This window comes from Rhodanobacter sp. UC4438_H5 (assembly GCF_052978405.1).
The window spans coordinates 2,122,623-2,146,447 of sequence record NZ_CM129672.1; the positions used below are offsets into that span (position 1 = coordinate 2,122,623).

Sequence of the window (23,825 nt, forward strand, 5' to 3'; positions counted from 1 at the left end):
TGGACATTTCAGCTGGGTCATTACAGTTAGGGGCAACACCGTTACTCCACAATCACTGCGCGACGGAGGAACGACTTCAACGGTTCAGCCGAAAACCCGGACATCTGATTATCGAGGAGAAATACCCAAAAATTTTGCCGCACCAACATGCTCAAGGTATTCCGATAGAAGTGATCGCCCAGTCCGGCTCCGTGTGCTTTCGGTGGCGAGGTGCTTTCTACGGGAATCGCCGATTGCCTGTAAACGGCAGTCACATCCCATCCGTCGTAGATCGTAAGCAAGAGGTTGACGGTTTTTGGAGTTGCGCCGCGCATGAATCTGACGTCGAAGTGTGCCTTTCCCAAGGCCATGTTTCCCATTCCGATGTAGAGCGGGCCTTCTATGCCGTTGGGTCGATGGAGATATGCGTTGATGACACCCCAGACCTGCCACTCGGAGGACGGCCCCCGCGAGGGTGCCCACCACATGCACATGCATCCTTCGTTCTCGCCTACCCTCACGCCCAACGCACTTGGCGCTGAGGGGTAGGAAGCCTCATCGGCCAGTCTGGCAGTCATCAAGCCAGCATCGACTGTCTCACCGGACTTTATTCGGATGACGCGAAGTATGTTGGCGGAACTGCTTGCCTCTGAGCGCGATCTGAGCAAAGTAGGCAGCAGCGTATTCATTCCCAAAAAAAACGATGCCGCAACAAAAATGGCGGCACGCAATGTCTTGTGAACTTTGAAGAGCGACGCGAGCCAAGCCGCCAACAGAAGGTTAATGGCGGACGGGATGAACCACCAGCCTAGGAGAAGGAAGAAGGCGCCTCCCAGGAAGCCAGTGGCGGGATGTAGCGAAACAAAATAGAGAAGCACCAGGCCAAACGCGATCGCTGGCAACGTCAGACGTTTCGGCAAGCCGCCGCGAAGGTCGTGCAAAGACGAAAACAGCATGAACCTCTCCCTGTCGCTCCGCCATCTATCGCTACTTCGCCGGTGATGGTGCGCCTTGTAGTCTATCCCTTGCAGCGCGACGCCTGAGGTTCGTAGGGCGGACACTGTCCGCCGACCCTTCACGCAACCGCGGCGAGCATTGCCCGTCCTACGCGCCGAGCTATCCCGCGTGCGCAGGAACTGGTGCGACCCAGGCAACTCACGCGCTCCTGCCGTCTGGCGAGGCCGCATCGAGTGATGCGCGTGCCTCCGAAAATCCGCACGCGGCTCAGCGCAACCCCAACACCGCCCGCACCCCCGCCCGAAACCGCCGACTGAGATCCAGCCGCGCCCCGTCGTGCAGCACGACCTCGGCGCCCCCCTTGCACTGAAGCCGGGATGGAGGAAGTTAAACAAAGAAGGAAATGGCCAGCACGCTGCTTCGGCGTTTGCGCTGCTTCTCTGAAGAGTGCGGGCCACGATGGCCCGCTGCTTTACCCAGGGCCCCTGTGCGGCGGTGAGTCGGGGTCGACAGGCCGCGCAGCGGGCATCGGCAAGGAGGCCGATGCCTTTTCGCCAGCACATGGATGTGCTGTCGAAAAGCCCGGCCCGGCTCACGGACTTGCCGGGCAGGAGCCCGGCAAGCGCCAAGCGGGGTGCTCTTTCTCTTTGGTTACTTTCTCTTTGAGCACGCAAAGAGAAAGTAACTCGGTCGCCGAAGGCGATCGACCGCTCTTCGCTTTGAATTCGGCCAAAGGCATCGCGCGCAAGCGCGCTCCTGCAAGTGCGAGGGATCGACCGTTCTTGTGAGACGGGCGATGCCTGTCTTCGCAGGCATGACGGAGTGTGGGGACGAGGTGGGAGGCCTGTCGAAAGCCCGGCAGCCACGTCATATCTCTCAATCAAAAGAATGGCGCGCCGGCCAGACAACCGGCGCGCCACATGACACATGCTGAGCGAGCGTCAGCGCGGTTACTGCAGGATCGCTGCAGGGTCCTGCGCCTGCTTCAGCGCCGCGCACAGTTCGATCGACTCGCCGGTCTGCGCCAGGCCGCGGGCGATGCCGGCCGCGTCGTCCACGCGCGAATCGAAGAAGGCGTGCAGGCGCGCGGACTCGGCGGTGCTGCAGCCACCGGCTGCGGCCAGCGACGGCAGGCGGCCGCCGGCGAAGCTGCCGGTGCGCTCGAGGATCCGCGGGTAATGCGCGGTGAACCACTGCCACATCGCATCGCGCTGGGCGATGGTGTCGCGCTCGCCCATCAGCAGCATGCCCATCTCGCCTACCTTCACCGTGTCGGTCAGGGCGAAGTTGCGCACCTGTTCGGCCAGCGCCGGATCGTCGGCGCGCGACAGCCCGTCGAGGATGCCGTTGCGCAGCGCCGGGTCGCTGGTGTGGGGCAGTTCGGCGATCAGCGTGTCCACCGCGGATTTTCCGTGCGTCTGCACTGCCATGCCCAGCGCATCACCGAGCAGGTCGGGGTTGGCGGCGGCCAGGTCCAGGCGACCGTTGGCGCCGGGCTTGAGCGCCGCCTCGCCCTGCTTGAGCAAGGCCGCGCGCACTTCCGGCACGCGGAAGTCGAACGCCAGCGCGTCGGCGAGCGTGCTGCGCAGCAAGGCCGCTGTATCCATCTCGCCGGCCACGCGCTGGTAGCCGAGCTTCTGCAGCCGCGGCAGGTATGCCGCGCGAACCCAGCCGTCCACGCGTGCACGCTGCGCGTCGGTGCGCGCCGCGTGGTGCGCGATCCACGCCAGCTGGCCCAGCGGGGCGGTGGCGACGTCGGAGATCGGCGAGGCGGTCAGCGGCTTGAACGCGGCCAGCACGTCGCCGGCATCGAGATCGCCGCGACGGAAACTGGCGCTGACCGCATCGGCATACGCGAGCTGCTCGGCGTCGCTGAGCTGGCCGACCACGGCGGTCAGCCGGGCCAGTTGCGGCTTGTCGAGGCTGAAACGGTAATAGCCGTTGGCGTTCGCGTTGGGCATGACCCAGGTCGGCTTGCCGGCACCGGGCAGCGCCATCGAGCCGCTGGCCTGGTCGAGCATCTTGCACTCCACCTTGCTGGACTGCGCTTCATCCTTGCCGTTGGCGCGGGTGCCGTAACGCACGCACACCGGCACGCCCCACAGGCGCTGTGGGTCGCCCTTGCTGCCCAGCGGCAGGTAGCGATCCTGGCTCAGCCGCAGCACGGTCTGGCCGCCCTTGTATTCCAGCTTGGTGCGCACGTAGGGCACGCCGGACTGGTTGAGGAAGCTCTCGAATGCGTGCTTGAACGGCGCGCCCTTGCCCGCCGCGTCGGCGATGGCGTCGACCAGATCATCGGCGGTGGCGTTGCCGAACTTGTGATCCTGGATGTACGCGCGCATCCCCTTGCGAAAGATCTCCTCGCCCACGTAGTTCTCGAACATGCCCAGCACGCTGGCACCCTTCTGGTAGGTAATGCCGTCGAACGCGGTAGTGATGTCGCCGTTGCCGGTGATCGGCTGGCGCACGCTGCGCGCGCTGACCATGCTGTCGCTGCCCATCGCGCGCTGGCCGCCGCGCACGCGGTCGAGATCGGCGCGGTATTCCGGATGCACCTGCATCGTCACCTTCTGCTGCATCCAGGTGGCGAACGCCTCGTTGAGCCAGATGTCGTTCCACCACTCGGTGGTGACCGTGTCTCCGGTCCACATGTGCGCCAGCTCGTGCGCGGTGACGTTGAACGAGCCGCGCACGTTGCGCGCGGGGGAATCGTTGTCGAGCAGCAGCAGCCAGTCGCGGAAGGTGACCAGGCCGGGGTTCTCCATCGCGCCGGCGGAGAAATCCGGCGCGGCCAGCAGGTCGAGCTTGTCGAACGGATAGCCGAAGCCGTAGTAGTTCTCCAGCGCGTGGATGATGCTGGGCGATTCGGAGAGGACATGCTGCATGCGATGGCCCTCGCCTTCGGCGGCGACGCCACGCAGCTGCAGCGGCTTGGCGCGGTAAGCGGTCGGCGAAATGTCCGGGCCGGCGACGACGTCCCACGGGCCGACCGCGAAGGCCACCAGGTAGGTCGGCAGCGGCACGGTGCGGGTGAAGGTGACGGTCTTCCAGCCCTTGCCGGCGCTCTGCTCGCTCACCGGCTTGGTGTTGGCCACCACGGTCTCGTCGGCGGGCGCGGTGATGGAGATGTCGAACGGAGTCTTGAAGCCGGGCTCGTCGAAGCCGGGAAAGGCGAAGCGCGCGCTGATCGGTTCCATCTGGGTCATCGCATACGGCTTGCCCTTGGCGCTGACCTTGTACAACCCCTGCAGCTGCGCATTGAGCGGCGCGGTGTACTCGAACTTCACGCTGAGCTGCTGCGGCTGCAACACGCTGCCGAAATCCACCCGCGCCACACCGGCCTTCGCATCCGCCGCCACGTACTTGCCCACGTGCACCGCGCCGGCAGCATCGGTGATCTCCACCCTCGACACCTTCAGGTCGGCGCCGTCCAGCCACAGGTGGTCGGAGGCCTTTTCGAGCTTCACCTCGATCGTCGTGGTGCCGGAGAAATCTGCCTGCGCAGGGTCCACCTTGAACGCCAACTGGTACGACTGCGGCATGGCCCAGCCGGGCAACCGGCCGCTGGGCGCCTGCTCGGCGGAAGCGGCCAGGGTCGAGGCGCCACAGGCAGCGAGCGCGGTGAACAAGGCGGTCTGGACAAGGCGGCGCATGGCTTCACTCCGGGACGGACAAAGCCCCACGCTAGGGGGCGGCATGACTTTCGACCCAGTGCCAGAAGGCATGGCTGGCGGCCTGCGGCATCGTCAACGCTGATTATTTGCGTGGCGCATCATAGGTATGATCTATGTTTCGACGGACCGGGAGCGGCGATGAACCTGCGCGACCTGCAATACCTCGTGGCTCTGGCGGAGCACCGCCATTTCGGTCGCGCGGCGGCCGCGTGTTTCGTCAGCCAGCCCACCCTCTCCACCCAGATCAAGAAACTGGAAGAAGAACTGGGCGTGTCGCTGGTCGAGCGCGCGCCGCGCAAGGTGCTGCTGACCGAGGTCGGCCGCGACATCGCGATCCGCGCGCGCGACGTGCTGGGCGGCGTGGAACAGATCCGCGCGGTGGCGCGGCGCACGCTGGACCCGGAGTCCGGCACGGTGCGGCTGGGCATCTTCCCCACGCTGGGGCCGTACCTGCTGCCGCATGCGCTGCCGCTGGTGCGCGCGGCCTTTCCCAAGCTGGAGCTGCTGCTGGTCGAGGAAAAGACCGAGGCGATCCTGCGCCTGCTGCGCGAGGGCCGGCTCGACGCCGGCATCCTTGCCCTGCCGCTGCACGAGGACAGCCTGCACAGCGAGTTCCTGTTCGAGGAGCCGTTCCTGCTCGCCGTATCCGACGAACACCCGCTGGCGCACCAGCCGGGGCTGCTCAAGCTGCGCGACCTGTCCCACCAGAACCTGCTGCTGCTGGAAGACGGCCACTGCCTGCGTGACCAGGCGCTGGAGGTTTGCCACATGGCCGGCGCCGGCGAGCACTCGGGCTTTCGCGCCACCAGCCTGGAGACCCTGCGCCAGATGGTGGCGGCCAACGTCGGCATCACCCTGCTGCCGGTGACGGCGGTAAAGCCGCCGGTGGCGCCGGTCGACGGCCTGCACCTGATCGAGTTCAAGGGCCACGCACCCAGCCGCCGCATCGCGATGGTGTGGCGCAAGAGTTCGGCGATGCACGCCTTCCTGCAGCGCCTGGCCGAGGTGTTCCGGCAACTGCCCGCCGAACTGCTGGATGCACATTCGGCCGCCTCGCCGGTGGCGGCGACGGAACCGGCACCCGCCACCCGCCGAAGCCGCCGCACGGCGACCGCCGCGCCCGCGCCCGCCGCCGATCCCGGCTGAACTCGCCCCGCCTCGGGAACTTCCCAAAACCCGTCGCCCCAGCGAACGCTGGGGCCCAGCGCCTTCGACTCATCGGGAAAAAAGCAGAGGCGCTGGATCCTGCCTTCGCAGGAATGACGGAACAATGGAGTTATTCGAAATCCCCTTCGCGTAAACTCCGCCCAGATCGAGGGTCGGGGCCTCCATGCGCAAAATATTGATCGCCGCCGTCGCGTCGCTGGTGCTGCTGGGCGTGCTCAAGCACCACGGGCGCGCGCCCGTGCACCCCGGCCCCGGCGTGCTGGCCCCCGCCGCGCCGGAACAGGTCGACCTCGACCACGGCGCGCAACTGCAGAAGGGCGACACCACCCTCACCACCCGCGCGCATTTCGACATCACCGCCCGCGTGCTCTCGCGCAAGGACTACGGCGGCGCCGACGGCGAGCTGGTTCCGCTGGACCTGGCCATGGGCTGGGGCCGCATGTCCGACAGCGACGTGCTGCAGCACATCGACATCCGCCAGTCCGGCCGCTTCTACTACTGGCACGTGCAGGAGTTCCCGATCCCCCGGCGCGAGATCGAAACCTCCAGCGCCAACATGCACATGATCCCCACCGACGCCGACGTGAAAAACCAGCTCGAGCAGGTGCGCACCGGCGAGGTCGTCCACCTCGAAGGCTTCCTGGTCGACGCCAGCCGACCTGGTGGGTGGCACTGGAAGACGTCCATGAACCGCGAGGACACGGGTGCGGGGGCGTGCGAGTTGATTTATGTGGAGCGGGTGGACGTGGTGCCGGCGCCATAGGAGTGTGGCGTGCCGCCGCTCAACCTGGCCTCGCACGCCCCACTGGCCGTGCAAGGCACTGGCCCGGTTCTGGGCACGGCGATCCTGCTCGAGAGCGGGGATGTCGCACGCTTCGCCTCGGTCGGTGACCACGCCTCGTACTGCCGTATGGTCGAGAGCGCACGGCTACCAGACGGCAAGCCGTGCGCTAGAACACCATCCGAACGGCCCACGAGTACGTCGGGGACTTCTTCTTCGAGGTTTCAGTCAGGGGCGCAGCTTCCCCTCACGTTATCGCAGGGAGCGAGATTTGGGACTGGGGTCCGACGCTAATCAGGCGTTTTCTTTTCAGCAGAAATAGCCTCGTGAGATTCATCCTCAGCGAAGCGATTTCGCCAGATACGGCTAATACCATCCGTCTGCCTGAGCGTCACGGGGATATCAATGCGAGAGGTACGGTCAACCTTAATCCCCATACGCCCAAGAATGCACCCAGTGAAGGACTCGGCGTCACTCAAGAGATCCTCGTAAAAAATACGAATAGGCTCTATCTCGACGGTATCGAAGATATCTTCCCAACATCTCTTCTGTTCCCTGATCAATCGCAGACACTTTTTGATATGAAAAAAATCATAAGCAACCTCAGACACATTTGCTATTCCTCCGAACCATGTTTTTGACCTCATTGCCCTCGAATAAGAAAAAGCCTGACCCAACTCATCCCTTCTCGTCAAATATAAAACATAGTTTGGCGTAATTTCCTTAAGCAGCTCAGGGTACTTTTTTGATATCTCGAGGAAATTTGAGGTAAACATCTTCCAGCCGAATACACCATTCAAAGAAGTTCTTATAATCTTCACACTCCGCCAGTAGGATTGAACATGCCCGGACAAAACTCCTCCATCACCGCTGATCGGATAACCCAGCCTCTGGTACAGATCGGCTATCACTCCAAAGTTCAAATATTCCATCGGCGATCCGAGCAGACCGGTCTGCCATAGCTTTATCGCACAATAGGTACTTCCTGAACGAGGTAGGGTCGCTAACATGTACGTACCCAACGGCTCTCTGCCGAAGCAGTTAAAATCGAACTCGGCATCATATAACCTACGTGCCAAATGCCTTCCTTGCTTTTCCATATCTTATCCACTGATCACTCAACGATCATCGAACAAAATAGAGCTAATCAATTTCTCATGCAGCCGCTCGGATTAGATGTAAGCTTCGACGACTTGTCAAAATACTTCGAATAAACCTGGGCCGCCCAAACGTTTGCATTGACAATCTGGGCGTTAGTCAGACGCTGTGCTGCAACGCGAGCATTATCCGCATAAATTTTCTTCAGACCATCTGCTGCGCCGAGTTGAAGCAATCTGTTTGCGCGATAAAGGGTAAATGGCTTGCCAATGATGTCCATAGAGGACATAACACCCATACCGTCGTGGTCAGGGCTGTCCTTGGCCAGAAGGGCGACGGCCCGCCAATCGCCTCGTTCGATAGCTTCCTTTAAATATCTATGTGCGTTAACCCTATACTCGTCGATATCAACATCTTTCGGTGTAAAAAAAGCGCCATCGACATAGCAAATGCGCGCATCTTCGTCCCCGTCCTTTGCAGCAATTATAACAGCTTTGCGAAACTCTCTTTCAAGAACACTGGGGTCCCCGCTGCACCCCCTCGATGAAGCGTTGGCTTTCGAAGATTCTTCCAGAGCCTTGCTCCATCTCGCGCACTGTTCGGAATTAACACCTTTATGCCGAGAGCAGCTATTCATCCCACTGGACAAGACCGATGCATCTAGGTAATGCGTAAAGCATTCCCTCGCGTCAAGGAATTCCCGACGATGCCCTTCTGCGATGACACTGATTCTTCCGCTAGCAATCTTGCCACTGGACGTCGGATCCACGCTCGCGGGGGGAGTGCCTTGCGCGGCCACCAAGGCTGCCCCCGATGTGATGAAACAGAGGCAGGTGGCGAGCAAGGTCATGCGTTTGGGGGCGAGTATTGTCATGATCTCTCCAATATACCTTGAAAGTTGTACGTAACTACCTGAGTGCCACAGCCCGCCTAGTTACACTTAGCCCCACCGTCTGCGACATAACCATTCTCGGCGTCTTGGCCAGCTTGGTCCGCAGCATCTTCCTCGGCTTTTTGTTGCGCCGGAGTTGCGTTTGGATTGTAATGATTTTGATGATACCATTCGTGTGCTATAATCTTTACCAGATGCGCGTCAGATTGATATGCATGTTTATATATCTCCGTTCGCGCAATATGATTCTGTTGATTCTGGTCCGCAGTTAGAAATGTGGTCGCGTCATCCATTTGCCAATATTTAGCTCCGAGAGGAAGTGGCGGATCTTCGATGGTTGACGTCGTCGTATGACTCACCCAAACTCCGTCAGCGTCCTTAGCGGTCCATCCATACACGTCTGTGAATTTGGTTGGCAAGGACGGGCTAAGCGCCCCATAGGCCAATGCGCATTGCTCCAAATGTTGCTGACTTACTGTATTGGGGACATTGTAATCATAACCGCCACCCCCACCCCCTCCCATATCGGGAGGGGGCGGCGCACTCGTTATAGGCAGACCAGAAACATAGGTCGGCGGCGGCACGGTTGCTGTGACGTTGCAGCCGTTGGCGGTGCAGGACCCATGGGTTTGTGTCTGCTCCATCGAGTCGTCGGACCCGATAATGATCTGAATTTCCTCCGGGGACAAACTCCGCATGGGTTTGTTCGGGGCGCATGTGTTCATCTCACCAATACTGCACTCATAGATGCGCTCGGAATCGCTTTGCCATTTCACCAGATTCCACGAATTTGACGCGTTGCCGCCTAATGAAGAGCTGCCGCGTGCTTCGGGATTTGGCGTCAGAACAGGGGTCAGTGTGTACTTTTTCTAAGAGGATGGTGACTTCTGCGGACAAAGAGGACGTTGCCAGTTAAGTTCGGCAAGCCTCGGAGCCGACCCTGTTCCGGTCTCACAAACGGACGCCCCATGGGCCTCTTGACCTTCAGCCTCAACCTCACCCTGGATGGCTGCGTCGACCACCGCGAAGGCATCGCCGACGACGAGACGCACGCGTTCTTCACCCGCCTCATGGACGAGAGCGGGGCGATGCTGTGGGGCCGCGTCACCTACGAGCTGATGGAAAGCTACTGGCCGGCGGTTGCCCGCGGCGAGATGGAAGCAGCGCCGGCGATGCGCGAGTGGGCAGTCAGGCTGGAGGCCAAGCCGAAGTACGTGGTGTCCTCCACGCGCACGGAATTCCCCTGGCGCCACAGCCACCATGTCGGCGGCGACCTGCGCGCGGGCGTGCAGAAGCTGAAGGACGCGACGCCGGCCGGCGTGCTCCTCGGCAGCGGCAAACTCGCGGCCGCGCTGGACCGGCTGGATCTGATCGACGAGTACAGGTTCCTGGTCCATCCCCGCATCGCCGGTCATGGGCCGACCCTGTACCAGGACGGGCTGCCCGGCACGCGACGACTGGAGCTGGTCTCGGCCACGCCGCTGCGCAACGGCGCAGTCGCCGTGCACTACCGGCGCGCACGCTGACCGGTAGTGCTCCGATGGCGAACTGATAGAGTCCTTCCGGTTGGAGTGAAGTCCGAAGCAGTGCGCGAACGGTTCGCCGCACGACTGCCACGGTCCTGCAGCCCGAGCGCGAAGCCTCTCCCATGAACCCCATCCGCATCGAACGCCTCGACCATCTCGTCCTCACCGTCAAGGACATCCCCGCGACCTGCGATTTCTACTCGCGCGTGCTCGGCATGGAGGTCGTGACGTTCGGCGCGGGCCGCAAGGCGCTGGCGTTCGGGCAAAGCAAGATCAACCTGCATCAGCAGGGCCGCGAGTTCGAGCCCAAGGCCGCCGCGCCGACGCCCGGCTCGGCCGACCTTTGCCTGGTCACCCTGGCCCGACCGCAGGCCGTGCTGGCCCACCTGGAGGCGTGCGGCGTGGCCGTACTGGAGGGGCCGGTGCAGCGCACGGGGGCCACCGGGCCCATCACCTCTGTCTACTTCAGGGACCCCGATGCCAACCTCATCGAGGTCTCGAGCTACGGCGAAGCCTGAAGGGCGCCCGACCCTGCCCCGCGCTTACCCGGGCCGGTTGCAGTTGACCATCCACATCGCGCCGTAGCGATCGGTGAGCATGCCGAAGCGCAGCGCCCAGTCGGTCTCGGCCATCGGCATGGTCACCTGCGCACCTTCGGACAGGGCGGCGAACAGGCGCTCGGCTTCCTGCGGCTGGTCGACGCTGAGCGACACGGCGTTGCCGTGGATGCCCGGATACGGGCCGCTGTCGGGATTGCACCAGTCCGAGCCCATCAGCACGGCGTCGCCCACCTGCAGGCGCACGTGGGCAATGAGGTGGCGGGTGGCGGGCGGCGCCGCATCGCCGGACATGTCGCCCATGGTCACCTTCATCGCGATCTGGCCGCCCAGGCAGCGGGCGTAGAAGTCGAAGGCTTCGGCGGCGTTGTCCTTGAAAAACAGGTAGCTCACGAGTTGCATCGGTGGTCTCCGGCGGGGTGCTCTGCAGGGATGACGAACGGCGCGGGCGCGAATCGACAGTCAGCGCGAATCAGGCGGCCACGGCGATTTCGGGGAAGGGTTCGCGCCAGGTTTCGAGCTCGTTCATGCGCTCGTGCCAGCGCTGGACGGCAGGGAACTCGGCCAGCGGGATGTGCGCGCGGGTCGCGTGCGGAAGCGCCACGGCGAGCGCGAAATCGGCCAGCGTGAGCGAGTCGCCGACGACGTAGTTGCGATGTTGCAGATGGCCGTCCAGCACCGCCGCAGCGCGGCGCCATTCGTGAGAAGCCCGCTCCACTTCGGCGGCGTCTGCCTCGCCCAGGTTGAAACGCGGCCTGATGATGTGCTCGAAGTAAAGCGCGCCGCCGGGCCGGGTGAAGTGCTGATGGTTCCAGCTGAACCAGCGGACCACCTCGATCTGGCGTGCGTCCTGCGGCCACAACTCCGAGTCGCAGCGCGCGGCGAGGTGGCACATGATCGCGTCCGCCTCCCACAGCGCCAGCGCGCCGTCGACCAGGGTAGGCACCTTGCCGTTGGGATTGAGCGCCAGGTAGTCGGGGCGGCGGTGCTCGCCGCGGCCGAGGTCGAGATAGACGTATTCAACCGGGGATTCCAGGTATTTCGCGACCGCGCACGCGGAGCGCGGCTTCAACACGTCGGACCAGTAGAGCTTCATGGTGGGGATTCCTCGCGAAGGTGGGGACTTCCTGCCACGACGAACGGCATCCCCGTGAATCGACAAGCGCCGCTCACCCGCGCGGATGATGCTGCGCGTGCAGCCGTTTCAGCCCCTCCTTCGCCACCAGCGTGTAGATCTGGGTGGTGCTGAGCGAGCTGTGGCCGAGCAGCATCTGCAGCGCGCGCAGGTCGGCGCCGTGGTTGAGCAGGTGGGTGGCAAAGGAATGACGCAGCACATGCGGCGAGATGCGTTTGGCGTGGATGCCGACCTGCTGCGCGTAGCGCTTGACCAGGGTCCAGAACATCTGCCGGCTCATGCCCTCGCCGCGGTTGCTCAGGAACAGCGCCGCGGGCTGCCGGCCGCGGGCCAGCGCCGGCCGGGCGTCGGCGAGGTAATCGCCGATGCGCGCCAGCGCTTCCTCGCCCACCGGCACCAGCCGGTCCTTGCCGCCCTTGCCGGTGATCCGCAACACGCCTTGGCGGGTGTTCAGCGCCGCCAGCGGCAGTTCCACCAGCTCGGACACGCGCAGGCCGGAGGCGTACATCAGCTCCAGCATGGCGCGGTCGCGCAGGCCCAGCATGGTGCCGGTGTCGGGCGCGCCGAGCAGGCCCTCGATCTCGCGTTCGGCCAGCGCCTTGGGCAGGCTGCGTGGCATTTTTGGCCGCTCGATCAGCAAGGTGGGGTCGACGAAATCCGGCTCGTCGCGGGCCACGCAGGCGTAGTAGCGGCGAAACGCCGACTGCCGTCGCGCGATCGAGCGGACGGCCGCCGCCTGGGTGCCGTGGTAGGCGGAGATGTCCTCGCGCGTGGCCGTGCGCAGGCTGCGTCCGCGCGACGCCAGCCAGCGCGCCAGCGCTTCCAGATCGCGCCGGTACGCTTCGAGCGTGCGCTCGGCCAGGCCGTCCTCTGACCACACCCGCTCGATGAACAGCGCGATGCCGCGGCGATCGGCTTCGGCGATACTGGCGGGGTTTTCTTCCTTGTCCATGCGCACGATGCTGACCATCGCGCGCGCTCCACGCAAGCGATCCGATGCCGATGCCCGCCCGTTCCGACACGCCCTCCGCCATGCCCTGTCCGCTGTGGCGGCGCCTGCTCGCACTGGTCTACGACCTGCTGATCGTGGTGGCGATCGTGATGGTGGTGGGCCTGCTCAGCCAGCTGGCCACCGGCGGGCAACTGGTGCAGGGCGCCGATCACGCGCAGGTGCCGGCGTGGTACCGGCCGCTGCAGGGGCTGGTGGTGTCGGCGTACTTCATCGGCTCGTGGCTGCGCGGCGGCCAGACCGTGGGCATGCGGCCGTGGCACATCCGCGTGACCGCTCGCGACGGCGCCGCGCCGACCTTGCAGCAGGCGGTGCTGCGTCTGCTGGTCGCTGCCGCGCCGATGCTGCTGCTGATGCTGGCGCCCGTGCTGGGCCTGCGCGCCACCTTGTGGCTGCTGCTGGCGGCCTGGGGTGCGTGGTTTGCGGTGGCCTTGTTCGACCCGCGCCGCCGCGCGCTGCACGATATCGTCGCGGGCACCGAGTTGCGGCAAACGGGCTGAGCTTCACGTATTGCACAGCGCCGACGCGGTTCAATCCGCCGATGCCCTCCCCGCCCGCCGCCGAGCTTCGCAGCAACGACGAGTCGATCCGCCGCAACCGTGGCTTCTACGAGCCGTTGTGGACGCGGGCGAACCTGGTCGAACCCTCGCGCTTCAATACCTGGCCCTTGCTGCAGGCGTTGGCGGACGAAGCACCGCGCCGGCTCGAAGTGGCGCCCGGACTGCGCCCGCGGCTGCCGCTGCGCGGCACCTGCTTCGTCGACTTGAGCCATGCCGCAGTACGGCGGCTGCAGGCCAGCGGGGCCACCGCGGTGCATGGCCTGATCGGCGCGCTGCCCTGGCGCGACGCCAGTTTCGACCTGGTCTGCGCGCTGGACATCCTCGAACACGTCGCCGACGACCACGGCGCGCTGGCGGAACTGGCCCGCGTGGCGGCTCCCGGCGCGCGCGTGCTGATGTCGGTGCCGCTGCACCCGCAGGCATGGACCGCGTTCGACGACTGCGTGGGCCACTGTCGCCGCTACGAGCCGGCGCAGATCCTCGCCCTGCTGGCCGAACACGGCTTCGTGCTGGAACACAGCGCGGTTTACGGCATGCAGCCGAATTCGCCGCGGTTGCTGGCCATGGCCGAGTGGTTCCTCGAGCACCAGCGCGAACGCGCGATGTGGTGGTACAACCGCGTGTTCATGCCGCTGGGCCTGCATTTCCAGCAGCCGCTGCGCTGGCGCGAGGGACTGGGCAATACCGACGGCGTGGACGAAATCCTGCTGCGCTGCCGCCGCGCAGGTTGAGACCCAGCTCTCTGCCGCATTGCAACACCAGCCGGTCATTCCCGCTAAGATGCAACGGTTTACGACCAACGGCCACCCCATCCGATGCTCTATCAAATCCATGAATGGCAGCGCTCGCTGCTCGGTCCGCTGAGCTACTTCGCCGAGGCCAACGCCCGCATGCTCAGTGCCCGCGGCAACCCGTTCGCCGCCTGGCCCGGCGTGCAGCGGCTGTCCGCCGCCAACGAGCTGGTCTACCGGCTGGGCAAGGATTACGAGAAGCCCGCGTTCGGCATCCATGCCGCCGAGGCGCACGGGCAGGAAATCGCGGTGATCGAACGGGTGGCGCTGGCCAAATCTTTCTGCCAGCTCAAGCGCTTCAAGCGCTTCAGCGACGACCCGGCCACCATCGAGAAGATGAAGAAGGACCCGGTGGTGCTGGTGGTGGCGCCGATGTCCGGCCATCACGCCACCTTGCTGCGCGACACCGTGCGCACGCTGCTGCGCGACCACAAGGTGTACGTCACCGACTGGGTCGATGCGCGCATGGTGCCGGCCGCCGAGGGTACCTTCAGCCTGGACGACTACGTCGCCTACGTGGAGGATTTCATCCGCCACATCGGCGCCGCATCGCTGCACGTGATTTCCGTGTGTCAGCCGACCGTGCCGGTGCTGGCGGCGGTGTCGCTGATGGCCGCGCGCGGCGAAGCCACCCCGCGCAGCCTGACCATGATGGGCGGCCCGATCGACTCGCGGCGCAGCCCCACCAGCGTCGACAACCTGGCCACCCGCCAGCCGCTGTCGTGGTTCAAGGGCAACGTGATCCATACCGTGCCGCCGAACTATCCGGGTCACGGGCGCGAGGTCTATCCGGGTTTCCTGCAGCACGCCGGCTTCATCGCGATGAACCCCGGCCGGCACATGAGCTCGCACTGGGACTTCTACCAGGACCTGCTGCGCGGCGACCAGGACGACGCCGAGGCGCACCGCAAGTTCTACGACGAGTACAACGCCGTGCTGGACATGCCGGCGCGGTTCTATCTCGACACCATCGAGAAGGTGTTCCAGCAGTTCCTGCTGCCGCGCGGGCTGTGGGATGTGGCCGGCGAACGCGTGGAGCCGGCCGCGATCCGGCACTGCGCGCTGCTGACCATCGAGGGCGAACTGGACGACATCTCCGGCCTGGGCCAGACCGAAGCGGCGCACGACCTGTGCAGCAGCATCCCGGCGAAGCGCCGCGCGCACAAGGTGATCGAAGGCGCCGGCCACTACGGCATCTTCAGCGGCAGGCGCTGGCGCGAGACGGTCTACCCGCAGGTGCGCGACTTCATCCGCCAGTTCGACCAGCCGTACAAGCCCGCCGGACGCCGCCGCGGCGACGCGAAGTAGCGCAACGGCTCAAGCGCCAGGCCAGCCCCACAACTCGTGGTCGAGGTCGCCGTCCAGGCCGAAGCGCGACAGCGGCACGCGGCCGTTGACCACCTCCACGCCCTCGGCGCGCAGGCGTCGGCACTGCTCGCGGAAACCGCGGCTGCCCGGCGGCATCGCGACGTGGCCGCTGGCCCGCAGCACGCGGAACCACGGCAGTTGCATGCCCTCGGGCACCTCGCCCAGCAGCCGCCCGACCAGCCGCGCCCGCCCCGGCAGGCCCGCGCGTGCCGCGATCGCGCCGTAACTGGCAACGCGGCCGGGCGGAATCGCGGCGATGGCGGCATAGATGCGGGCGTTGCGGTCTTGCATGGCGGTTCCGACCAGGTGGGGTGACTCGGCAGGCGAGGCCCGACAGAGTAACCTCGGGCTCTGTCCCACGGGAATGGCACCATGCGCCACTTCGAAGCCGTGCGCTCCCACCTTGCCGGCGCGCACCAGCTGCACCACAACGACCCGTACCTGATCAGCTTCGACCTGGCCCTGAGCCAGGGCCGCTACCAGGGCATCTACCTGGCCGAGCTGGAGGGCGAATCCGGCCGTCGCTACCTGCGCGTGTCCACCCCGATCGGCCCGCTCGCCGGCACCGATCCGCAGCGCTGCCTGCGCTTCAACTGGGAACAGCGTACCGGTTTCCTGGCCGTGGCCGACCTGGACGGCTCGCCCTACCTGCACCTGTGCGAGAACCGTCTGTACGAATTCCTCGACGCCGCCGAGCTGGACCGGGTGATCCGCGTGCTGGGCAAGCTGGGCGACCGACTGGAGCAGGTCATCGCCAGCGAAGAGGATGCCTTGTAGCGGCGGCTCAGAACGCCGCGCGATACGCCATCACGAAGCCGTAGGCCAGCAGCGCGGTGATCGGCAGGGTCAGGATCCACGCCCACACCATCCGCTCCACCACCGACCAGCGGATCGCGCTGAAGCGCTTGGCCGCGCCCACGCCCATGATCGAGGACGACACGATGTGGGTGGTCGACACCGGGATGCCGAACACCGAGGCGCTGAGGATCACCAGCGCACCGCTGGTTTCGGCGGCGAAACCGTTGATCGGATGCAGCTTGACCATCTTGTGGCCCAGCGTCTTGATGATGCGCCAGCCGCCGCCGGCGGTGCCCGCCGCCATGGTCAGCGCCGAGACCACCTTCACCCACACCGGGATCACGAAGCCGCCGGCGGGGTTCTCGTCGATGCGCAGGAAGCCGAGCATCCACGGCAGATGGTCGAACTGATGCGCCGCGGTGGCGCCGGCCAGCGCCAGCGCGATGATGCCCATGCTCTTCTGCGCATCGTTCATGCCGTGCGCCACGCCCATCGCGCCGGCCGAGAGGATCTGCGCCTTGCCGAACAGCGCGTTGACGAACGGCGTGCGGCCGAACCGACGCGACCAGCCCTGACGGCTGGCGAACCACGACAGCAGCGCGTACAGCAAACCCATCACGATGAAACCGATGATGAAGCCGCCCACCGGCGACACCACCATCGGGATGATGACCTTGGGAATGACGCCGCTGCCTTCGAACCAGCCGCCATGGATCCAGATCACCGAGTCGAAGTTGTTGCCCGACGCGGCCAGCGCGGCGCCGACCAGGGAGCCGATCAGCGCGTGGCTGGAGCTCGACGGCAGGCCCAGCCACCAGGTGATCAGGTTCCACACGATCGCCGCCAGCAGCGCGCAGATCAGCAGCTGCGAGCTCACCTCCAGCACGCCGGCATTGATCAGGCCCGAGGCGATCGTGGCGGCCACGGCGGTGCCGAGGAAGGCGCCGACCAGGTTGGTGCCGGCGGCCATCAACACGGCCTGGCCCGGACTGAGCACCTTGGTGGCCACCACCGTGGCGATGGAATTGGCGGTGTCGTGGAAGCCGTTGATGTAGGTGAACGCCAGCGCGATCACCACCACCGCGATGACGACGCTCATGCGCGAACTCCCGCGGCAAGGCGGCGGCCGGCGGCCGAACGAGGCGAAAGGCGCAGGGTCACGAGCGGGCCCTCAGGAGTTCTTCAGCACGATCGAGTAGACGATATTGCCCACGTCGCGACACTTGTCGATGGCCTTCTCGATCAGCTCGAACAGATCCTTGGCCAGCATCGCGCGCATCGCGTCGCTGCCTTCGACATACAGGGTGCGGTACGGCGCCAGCAGCATGCGATCGCCCTCCGACTCCAGCGCCTGCAGGCGATCCTGCAGCTTCTTCACGCGATCGATGCGCAGGCCGTTGCGCAGCTCGCCGACCATCTCGGCCACCACCTCGCTGGAATGCAGCAGCACCTGCGCGCGCTGCGCGAAATCCACGCCGCCCAGGCGGGCGGAGACGATCTCGTAGCGCTCGGCGAATTTCTCGATGGTCTTGGGGATCTTGTAGAGCGAGGAGTTCAGCGCCTCGATGTCCTCGCGATCCAGCGCGGTGACGAAGGTGTTGACCAGCCCCTCGCTGATCTGCGCGGCCAGCTCCTTCTCCCGCGCGCGGGTCGCCGCGAAGCGCGCCATCACCGAGCCCTGGTCCGGCTTGGTCAGCAGATCGTGCAGGGCCTGGGCGCTTTCGCTGGCGGCGCTGGCGCTCTGTTCAAGCAGGCCGTAGAACTTGTCGCCTTTGCCGAAAATCGTCTGCAATGAAAACATGCTGGCCATGCCTGAAGGAGCGGGATGACGGAAATGTTACAGGATGCCCGTGCTGCCATGCATCAATATCCGCGTGAAGCGGAGCCCCGCTGCCCTTACACTGTGCCCATGCACCCTCCGACACCTTCGCCGCGATGCTGACCGAAATCGCGCTCGTCTTCGTGCTTGCGCTGTGCAACGGCTTCTTCGCGCTGTCGGAGATGGCCATGGTCGCGTCGCGGCCCAGCCGCCTCAAGCAGATGGCCCGCACCAGCCGCAAGGCCGCGGCCGCGCTGCGCCACGCCGAGGCGCCGGAGCGCTTCCTCTCCACCGTGCAGGTCGGCATCACCCTGGTGATGCTGGTGACCGGCGCGGTTGCCGGCGATGCACTGGGCGCCCACATCGCCGCCGTGCTGACCGGCGAGCACATGGCCTGGCTGCTGCCGTACGCGCGCGGCGCGGGCATCGTGCTCGGTTTCGCGCTGATCTCGTACATCCAGATCGTGATCGGCGAACTGGTGCCCAAGCGGCTGGCGCTCGCCGCACCGGAGAAGGTGGCGTCGTACGCCGCCATCCCGATGCTGGTGCTGGCGCGGATCACCTCGCCGTTCGTGTGGCTGCTCAACGCATCCAGCGGCCTGCTGCTGCGCCTGCTGCGCATCAATACGCACGGCCGCGGCGTGGTCACCGAGGAGGAGATCCGCCTGCTGGTTGCCGAGAGCGTCGAGGCGGGCGTGATCGACGAGGACGAACACAACATGGTCAACCGCGTGCTGCGCCTGGGCGACCGCACGGTGGACAGCGTGATGACGCCGCGCATGCGCATCGCCTGGCTGGACCTCACCGCATCGCGCGAGGAGAACATCGAGGTGATGCGGCAGACGCCGTACTCGCGCTACCCGGTGTACCGCGGCGACGAGAGCGACGTGGTCGGCGTGGTCGAGGTCAAGCGCATGCTGCACAGCTTCGCCGAAGGCAGCCCGGAGTTGTTCGGCCATCTGTCCCGGCCGCTGTTCGTGCCGGCCACGGCGCGCGCCCTCGACCTGCTGGAGGAGTTCCGCGACGCGGAGACGCCGCTGGCCCTGGTGGTGGACGAGTACGGCGACATCGAGGGCGTGGTCACCGTCAACGACCTGCTGGCCGCGGTGGTCGGCGCCAGCCAGATCGGCCACGGCGGCAGCGACGAAAGCCCGATCAAGCAGCGCGCCGACGGCAGCTGGCTGATCGACGGCAGCCTGTCCACCGACGACCTGCGCGAACTGCTGCGCACCGGCGAACTGCCGGGCGAGGCGGACCACGATTTCCGCACCGTGGCGGGCATGGTGATGACCGCGTTGGGCCACGTGCCGCAGGTCGGCGAGGTATTCGCCTGGCGCGGCATCCGCTTCGAGGTGGTCGACCTGGACGGCGCCCGCATCGACAAGCTGCTGGTCACCCCGGCGCCGTCGCTGGCGGAAGAAGGGGAAGAGGAGAGTGGCTGAAAGCGCAGCTCAGGCGTGAGTGAAGAGAAATGTAGGGCGGGCACCGCCCGCCGCCCTTGCCCCGTTGCGGCATCGCCAAAAATGGCGGGCAGTGCCCGCCCTACGGATCGTGCCGTTTCGCCAGGCCGGCCATGCGCTGCGCGTCGGCCAGGATGCCGTGCAGCACACGCAACTCGCGCTGGTCCGGCTGGGCGCGCTGGAACAGCTTGCGCAGGCGCAGCATGATCGTGGTCGGCTCGCGGCCCTTGTGGAACTCGATGTCGTCCAGTGTCTGCGCCAGATGGCGGTAGAACTGTTCCATCAGGGCGGCATCGGCGAGCGGCTCGTCGTGCTCCGGCGGTGGCGCGGGCACTTCGTCGCCCAGGGCCGCCATGCGCAATTCGTACGCCATCACCTGCACCGCCTGCGACAGGTTGAGCGAGCTGAAATCGTCCACGCTGGGAATCCGCACCATCGCGTGGCAGTGCGCCAGCTCCTCGTTCGCCAGCCCGCTGCGCTCGTTGCCGAACAGCAGCGCCACTTGTTCGCCGCGCCGCGCGACAGCCAGCGCCTGTCGCGCGGCTTCGCGCGGCCCGATTTCCGGCAGGGTGATGCCGCGCCGACGCGCGGAAAGGCCCAGCGCGAAACTGCAGCCGGCCAGCGCGTCGACCAGCTCGCCGTGCACGCCGGCATGCTCGAGCACTTCATCGGCACCGGCCGCCAGCGCGTTCGCCTCGCGGTCGGGGAAATGTGCCGGGCTGACCAGCTCCATCCGCGCGAAACCCATCGTGCGGATCGCCCGTGCCGCGCTGCCGATGTTGCCCGGGTGCGAGGTACGCACCAGCACGAAGCGGAGGCGGGAAGCGAGGTCGGCGGTGTCGGGCATGCGCGGATCGGCGTGGCGGGCGGAACACGCAAGGATAACGGACAAGTGCCGGCGCCGGCCGCTTTCCGCCCGCAGCGGCGGGCGGCCTGCTAGAATCGGCGGCCGCAAACCCCGCTCTCTTCCAAAGTCGATACCCATGGCCAGACCACACGTCACGATCGCGGCGCGCGCCGCGCGTTCCGCAGGCAATGTGATCCTGCGCTACATGAACCGCATCGACGGCCTGCACGTGGTCGAGAAGCAGCAGATGGATTTCGTCTCCGAGGTCGACAAGCTGGCCGAGGCGGAAATCGTCAAGGAACTGCGCCGCGCCTACCCCGACCACGCCATCCTCGCCGAGGAAAGCGGCGCGACCGGCAAGGGTCCGCTGACCTGGGTGATCGACCCGCTGGACGGCACCCACAACTACCTGCGTGGCATCCCCCACTTCTGCGTGTCGATCGCGCTGCTGGAAAAGGGCGTGCCGATCCACGCGGTGGTATTCGACCCGCTGCGCGACGAGCTGTACACCGCCAGCAAGGGCGACGGCGCCTACCTCAACGATCGCCGCATGCGCGTGGGCAAACGCGAGAACCTGGGCGGCGCGATGATCGCCACCGGCTTCCCGTTCCGCCAGCGCGAGCACCTCGGCCCGCAGCTGGACATGACCCGCGCCATCCTCGGCCAGGCCGAGGACATCCGCCGCTCCGGCTCCGCCGCGCTGGATCTGGCCTATGTCGCCGCCGGTCGCTACGACGGCTATTTCGAGATCGGCCTGAAGCCCTGGGACATGGCCGCGGGCGTCTTGCTGGTGCACGAGGCCGGCGGCCGCTACTGCGACTTCGCCGGCCGCGACGGCATCCCGGAAAGCGGCAACCTCATCGCCGGCAACCTCAACGTGGCCAAGGCGATGGTCGACGCCATCGGGCAACAGGCGACACCGGCGCTGCTCAAGGCTTGAGGTAGCCGCGCGCTACTGTGCCCACGCAGTTCACCGGTTCCCATCTGAAAGCGGCGGACACTTCGCGATATCAGGTTCACCGATGCGAGTCGCCGAAATGATGTCCGGCGGCACGGGCGGTGAATCGGGTGCCACGGCCCCGACAGCACCTCCCCAAATAGCGCTCGTGCCGCCGAGCCCCGTCGGCGTAGGGTGCAGACTTACTCCGTAACCACCATCGGGGGAGCGCACGAGTTCCAGTTCGACGGTGTGTTCGCGCAGGCTCCAGGAAAAGAAGCCTTGCGCGGGAACGTAGTCACCCTCCGCTGGTGCGCCAACGCGTTCAAGCACGAAGCAGGCATTGTCAGGATCACGCCGAAGCGAATCGCGAAACGTGTAGCCCTGCCGATCCAGCAGGGGTTGCTCGAAGAGAACCATCGTCCCGCTACGGAACACACGAGCTGACGACCCTGCACAGGAACCATGGCAGATTCGCACCACATAGGTGCCCGCGTAAACCGCAGGATGAGTTGCCGAATAGGGCTCGACCGTGCTTCCAAGAAGCGCCGCGATCACGACGCCGGAGAACAGCCACGACATGGCATCGACTCCCGATGTTGCTCCGAGGAATCATGCGCGTGCGAAACAGCTCGCACAAGAACGACTCGACAACTGCGCGCGCCAACAAGGCCATCGGCGCCTGGCGCGGTTCGCCCGGTCGCACGCTGGCGACCGGGCAATGGACAGACTACTTCACGACCAGGTTCGCCTGCATCGTCGGGTGGAACTTGCAAAACACCACGAAGGTGCCGGCCTTCGCCGTCAGGCGCGCCGTGGCGCCCGGCTTGAGATCAACGTCGAAGCTGCCGTCGCGGGCGGTGGCGCTGTGTTCGAGGATGCCGTGGTTGGCCCATTCGATGATGTCGCCGGCGCGCACGTCGGCAGGCATCGGGCCGAAGGCCATCTTGTCGATCACGACCACGTGCACGCGCGGGGCGGTCGCCGCGCCGGCGGCGGTGGCCGACACGAAGCCGCCCACCAGCGCCAGCGCGATGCCGAGCCAAAGCATCATGCGAAGCATGGCGCGCGCCCTACTTCAGGCTCTGCGCCAGATGCTCGGCATGCATCTGGTGCGACTGGAACAGCTTCAGCCCGGTTTCCAGCAGCGACTTCAGCTCCGCGTTCTGTGCCGCCGGAATCAGCGTGCCGCTCAACGCACCGTTGACGGTCTGGTGGAAGGCGACTTCGTTGGCAGCGTAGGCCTTGTCGTAGGCATCGCCGCTCAACGCGGCGAGTTTGGCCTGTTCGGCCGCGGCGGCGCTGGCCAGCGACTGGCTGGTCGCGTTGTCCTCGGGCGTCACGCCCAGCTTCTTCACCAGCGCCAGCGCCTGCTCGTTCACCGCCGCGTGGTCGCGTGCCATTTCCTCGGCGAAGGCGCGCACCGCCGGGTTGTGCGACTTCTGCAGCGCCTGCTTCGCCGCGGTGACGTCGATCGCGCCGGCGGTGTAGGCGATGTGCGCGATCTGCGCGTCATTGGGAGCCGGCGCGGCGGCATCGGCCTGCATGGCGGGACCGGCGGCCAGCGCCAGACCGAGGATGAGGGCAAACAGCGGCTTGTTCATGATGGGTGATTCCTTGGGTTTGATGGGCGGCACGCAGCGGCCGCCCGTGCCCATCTGATGCAACCGCGGCGCGCCGGTTCCCGCCAATCGGTCACGGGCCGCGGGAACCTCGCGGCATGCAAATGCATCGGATCGGGTGTAGAAGGAGGAAACCATGCCCAACCAAGCCCGTATTGCACCCGTCGACTACGCCACCCTGGATGACCACGCGCTGGTGGCGTGCGTCCGCAACGGCGAGCGCGCGGCGTTCCGACACATCATGCAGCGCTGCAACCAGCGCCTGTTCCGCGTCGCGCGCGCGGTGATCGGCGACGACTCGGAAGCGGAAGACGTGCTGCAGGAATCGTATATGCGTGCCTATGACAAGCTGGATTCATTCCGCGGCGATTCGACCCTGTCGACCTGGCTGACCACGATCGTGCTCAACGAGGCCCGTGGCCGCCTGCGCAAGCGCCACACCATGGTCGGGCTGGAACAGGTGGACGCCGCACCCGACGACACGCACCAGATCATCCGCTTCCCCTCGGCCTTCGGCAGCGAGGACCCCGCCGCCTCCGCCGCCCGCGCGCAGATCCGCCACCTGCTCGAGCACGCCATCGACGAACTGCCGCCGGCTTTCCGCGTGGTGTACATGCTGCGCGAGGTCGAGGAATGCAGCGTGGAGGAAACCGCCAGCCAGCTCGGCATCAAGCCGGAGACGGTGAAAACCCGCCTGCATCGCGCCCGCCGCCAGCTGCGCGCCGCGTTGCACGACAAGCTCGCCACCACCGTCGGCGAGGCTTTCGCCTTCATGGGTCGCCGCTGCGCCCGCGTCACCGACGCGGTGATGGCGCGACTGGACGCCGAGACGGGCGAGGCCTGACGCC

At 65.8% G+C, this 23,825-nt stretch carries 26 protein-coding genes; 11 read left to right on the forward strand and 15 right to left on the reverse strand.

Annotated features, from left to right (window positions below; genetic code table 11):
- Positions 1-41: 41 nt before the first annotated feature.
- Together ACVCL9_RS10060 and ACVCL9_RS10065 are read right to left on the reverse strand one after the other, a co-directional pair.
- On the reverse strand, positions 42-935 hold the full coding sequence (locus ACVCL9_RS10060) for a hypothetical protein (RefSeq protein WP_447098237.1): 894 nt from the start codon (positions 933-935) through the stop codon (positions 42-44).
- A gap of 951 nt (positions 936-1,886) precedes the next feature.
- Positions 1,887-4,589 carry a M1 family metallopeptidase gene (locus ACVCL9_RS10065; RefSeq protein WP_447098236.1) on the reverse strand — a complete coding sequence of 901 codons (2,703 nt, stop codon included), beginning with the start codon at positions 4,587-4,589 and terminating at the stop codon, positions 1,887-1,889.
- Positions 4,590-4,748: 159 nt separating this feature from the next.
- Here ACVCL9_RS10065 and ACVCL9_RS10070 point away from each other — a divergent pair, with 159 nt between their 5' ends.
- Positions 4,749-5,756 carry a LysR substrate-binding domain-containing protein gene (locus ACVCL9_RS10070; RefSeq protein ID WP_447098235.1) on the forward strand — a complete coding sequence of 336 codons (1,008 nt, stop codon included), beginning with the start codon at positions 4,749-4,751 and terminating at the stop codon, positions 5,754-5,756.
- A gap of 184 nt (positions 5,757-5,940) precedes the next feature.
- On the forward strand, positions 5,941-6,540 hold the full coding sequence (locus ACVCL9_RS10075) for a hypothetical protein (protein ID WP_447098234.1): 600 nt from the start codon (positions 5,941-5,943) through the stop codon (positions 6,538-6,540).
- A 308-nt stretch (positions 6,541-6,848) separates the two neighbouring features.
- Here the strand turns inward: ACVCL9_RS10075 and ACVCL9_RS10080 are convergent, their stop codons facing one another.
- The 3 genes from ACVCL9_RS10080 to ACVCL9_RS10090 are packed head-to-tail and all read right to left on the reverse strand — an operon-like array spanning position 6,849 to position 9,324.
- Entirely contained in the window at positions 6,849-7,658 is an 810-nt protein-coding gene (locus tag ACVCL9_RS10080) for a Stf0 family sulfotransferase (protein WP_447099568.1), read from the reverse strand.
- A gap of 47 nt (positions 7,659-7,705) precedes the next feature.
- Complete coding sequence (locus ACVCL9_RS10085) at positions 7,706-8,530, reverse strand: hypothetical protein (protein WP_447098232.1); 825 nt, start codon at positions 8,528-8,530, stop codon at positions 7,706-7,708.
- A gap of 56 nt (positions 8,531-8,586) precedes the next feature.
- Positions 8,587-9,324, reverse strand: coding sequence for a hypothetical protein (locus ACVCL9_RS10090; RefSeq protein WP_447098231.1), 738 nt, complete (start codon positions 9,322-9,324; stop codon positions 8,587-8,589).
- A gap of 192 nt (positions 9,325-9,516) precedes the next feature.
- Between ACVCL9_RS10090 and ACVCL9_RS10095 the strand changes: the two genes are divergently transcribed.
- Both ACVCL9_RS10095 and ACVCL9_RS10100 read left to right on the forward strand, forming a co-directional pair.
- Positions 9,517-10,074 carry a dihydrofolate reductase family protein gene (locus tag ACVCL9_RS10095; protein WP_447098230.1) on the forward strand — a complete coding sequence of 186 codons (558 nt, stop codon included), beginning with the start codon at positions 9,517-9,519 and terminating at the stop codon, positions 10,072-10,074.
- A 131-nt stretch (positions 10,075-10,205) separates the two neighbouring features.
- Positions 10,206-10,592, forward strand: coding sequence for a VOC family protein (locus ACVCL9_RS10100; RefSeq protein WP_447099532.1), 387 nt, complete (start codon positions 10,206-10,208; stop codon positions 10,590-10,592).
- A gap of 24 nt (positions 10,593-10,616) precedes the next feature.
- On the opposite strand, the gene ACVCL9_RS10105 is transcribed toward ACVCL9_RS10100, so the two are convergent.
- The 3 genes from ACVCL9_RS10105 to xerD all read right to left on the reverse strand — a co-directional run bounded on the left by ACVCL9_RS10105 (position 10,617) and on the right by xerD (position 12,736).
- A complete protein-coding gene (locus ACVCL9_RS10105; RefSeq protein WP_447098229.1) occupies positions 10,617-11,033 on the reverse strand; it encodes a VOC family protein in 417 nt (138 codons plus the stop codon).
- A gap of 70 nt (positions 11,034-11,103) precedes the next feature.
- Positions 11,104-11,727: a glutathione S-transferase family protein gene (locus ACVCL9_RS10110; RefSeq protein ID WP_447098228.1), complete on the reverse strand. Its 624-nt coding sequence runs from the start codon at positions 11,725-11,727 to the stop codon at positions 11,104-11,106.
- A 73-nt stretch (positions 11,728-11,800) separates the two neighbouring features.
- Positions 11,801-12,736 (reverse strand): site-specific tyrosine recombinase XerD, encoded by a 936-nt coding sequence (gene xerD, locus ACVCL9_RS10115; protein ID WP_447098227.1) that lies wholly within the window; start codon positions 12,734-12,736, stop codon positions 11,801-11,803.
- A 32-nt stretch (positions 12,737-12,768) separates the two neighbouring features.
- On the opposite strand from xerD, the gene ACVCL9_RS10120 reads away from it, so the two are divergent.
- The 3 genes from ACVCL9_RS10120 to ACVCL9_RS10130 all read left to right on the forward strand — a co-directional run bounded on the left by ACVCL9_RS10120 (position 12,769) and on the right by ACVCL9_RS10130 (position 15,434).
- A complete protein-coding gene (locus ACVCL9_RS10120) occupies positions 12,769-13,275 on the forward strand; it encodes an RDD family protein (RefSeq protein WP_447098226.1) in 507 nt (168 codons plus the stop codon).
- 41 nt (positions 13,276-13,316) lie between these two features.
- Entirely contained in the window at positions 13,317-14,066 is a 750-nt protein-coding gene (locus tag ACVCL9_RS10125) for a class I SAM-dependent methyltransferase (protein ID WP_447098225.1), read from the forward strand.
- An 84-nt stretch (positions 14,067-14,150) separates the two neighbouring features.
- Complete coding sequence (locus tag ACVCL9_RS10130; protein WP_447098224.1) at positions 14,151-15,434, forward strand: polyhydroxyalkanoate depolymerase; 1,284 nt, start codon at positions 14,151-14,153, stop codon at positions 15,432-15,434.
- 9 nt (positions 15,435-15,443) lie between these two features.
- On the opposite strand, the gene ACVCL9_RS10135 is transcribed toward ACVCL9_RS10130, so the two are convergent.
- Positions 15,444-15,785 carry an MGMT family protein gene (locus ACVCL9_RS10135; protein ID WP_447098223.1) on the reverse strand — a complete coding sequence of 114 codons (342 nt, stop codon included), beginning with the start codon at positions 15,783-15,785 and terminating at the stop codon, positions 15,444-15,446.
- A gap of 81 nt (positions 15,786-15,866) precedes the next feature.
- On the opposite strand from ACVCL9_RS10135, the gene ACVCL9_RS10140 reads away from it, so the two are divergent.
- A complete protein-coding gene (locus ACVCL9_RS10140; RefSeq protein ID WP_447098222.1) occupies positions 15,867-16,271 on the forward strand; it encodes a hypothetical protein in 405 nt (134 codons plus the stop codon).
- A 7-nt stretch (positions 16,272-16,278) separates the two neighbouring features.
- On the opposite strand, the gene ACVCL9_RS10145 is transcribed toward ACVCL9_RS10140, so the two are convergent.
- Positions 16,279-17,391: an anion permease gene (locus ACVCL9_RS10145; protein ID WP_447098221.1), complete on the reverse strand. Its 1,113-nt coding sequence runs from the start codon at positions 17,389-17,391 to the stop codon at positions 16,279-16,281.
- A 72-nt stretch (positions 17,392-17,463) separates the two neighbouring features.
- Entirely contained in the window at positions 17,464-18,093 is a 630-nt protein-coding gene (locus ACVCL9_RS10150; RefSeq protein WP_136259163.1) for a DUF47 domain-containing protein, read from the reverse strand.
- Between the two features lie 134 nt (positions 18,094-18,227).
- On the opposite strand from ACVCL9_RS10150, the gene ACVCL9_RS10155 reads away from it, so the two are divergent.
- Positions 18,228-19,553: a hemolysin family protein gene (locus ACVCL9_RS10155; protein WP_447098220.1), complete on the forward strand. Its 1,326-nt coding sequence runs from the start codon at positions 18,228-18,230 to the stop codon at positions 19,551-19,553.
- 100 nt (positions 19,554-19,653) lie between these two features.
- Here ACVCL9_RS10155 and ACVCL9_RS10160 read toward each other — a convergent pair whose 3' ends face one another.
- Entirely contained in the window at positions 19,654-20,418 is a 765-nt protein-coding gene (locus ACVCL9_RS10160) for an RNA methyltransferase (protein ID WP_447098219.1), read from the reverse strand.
- 136 nt (positions 20,419-20,554) lie between these two features.
- On the opposite strand from ACVCL9_RS10160, the gene ACVCL9_RS10165 reads away from it, so the two are divergent.
- Positions 20,555-21,358 carry an inositol monophosphatase family protein gene (locus ACVCL9_RS10165; RefSeq protein ID WP_395120013.1) on the forward strand — a complete coding sequence of 268 codons (804 nt, stop codon included), beginning with the start codon at positions 20,555-20,557 and terminating at the stop codon, positions 21,356-21,358.
- 30 nt (positions 21,359-21,388) lie between these two features.
- Here the strand turns inward: ACVCL9_RS10165 and ACVCL9_RS10170 are convergent, their stop codons facing one another.
- The 3 genes from ACVCL9_RS10170 to ACVCL9_RS10180 all read right to left on the reverse strand — a co-directional run bounded on the left by ACVCL9_RS10170 (position 21,389) and on the right by ACVCL9_RS10180 (position 22,959).
- Positions 21,389-21,937, reverse strand: a complete 549-nt coding sequence (locus ACVCL9_RS10170) for a hypothetical protein (protein ID WP_447098218.1) — start codon at positions 21,935-21,937, stop codon at positions 21,389-21,391.
- A gap of 148 nt (positions 21,938-22,085) precedes the next feature.
- Positions 22,086-22,409: a cupredoxin domain-containing protein gene (locus ACVCL9_RS10175; RefSeq protein WP_447098217.1), complete on the reverse strand. Its 324-nt coding sequence runs from the start codon at positions 22,407-22,409 to the stop codon at positions 22,086-22,088.
- A 19-nt stretch (positions 22,410-22,428) separates the two neighbouring features.
- Entirely contained in the window at positions 22,429-22,959 is a 531-nt protein-coding gene (locus tag ACVCL9_RS10180; protein ID WP_447098216.1) for a DUF4142 domain-containing protein, read from the reverse strand.
- Between the two features lie 154 nt (positions 22,960-23,113).
- On the opposite strand from ACVCL9_RS10180, the gene ACVCL9_RS10185 reads away from it, so the two are divergent.
- A complete protein-coding gene (locus ACVCL9_RS10185; RefSeq protein ID WP_447098215.1) occupies positions 23,114-23,821 on the forward strand; it encodes an RNA polymerase sigma factor in 708 nt (235 codons plus the stop codon).
- Positions 23,822-23,825 lie beyond the last annotated feature (4 nt).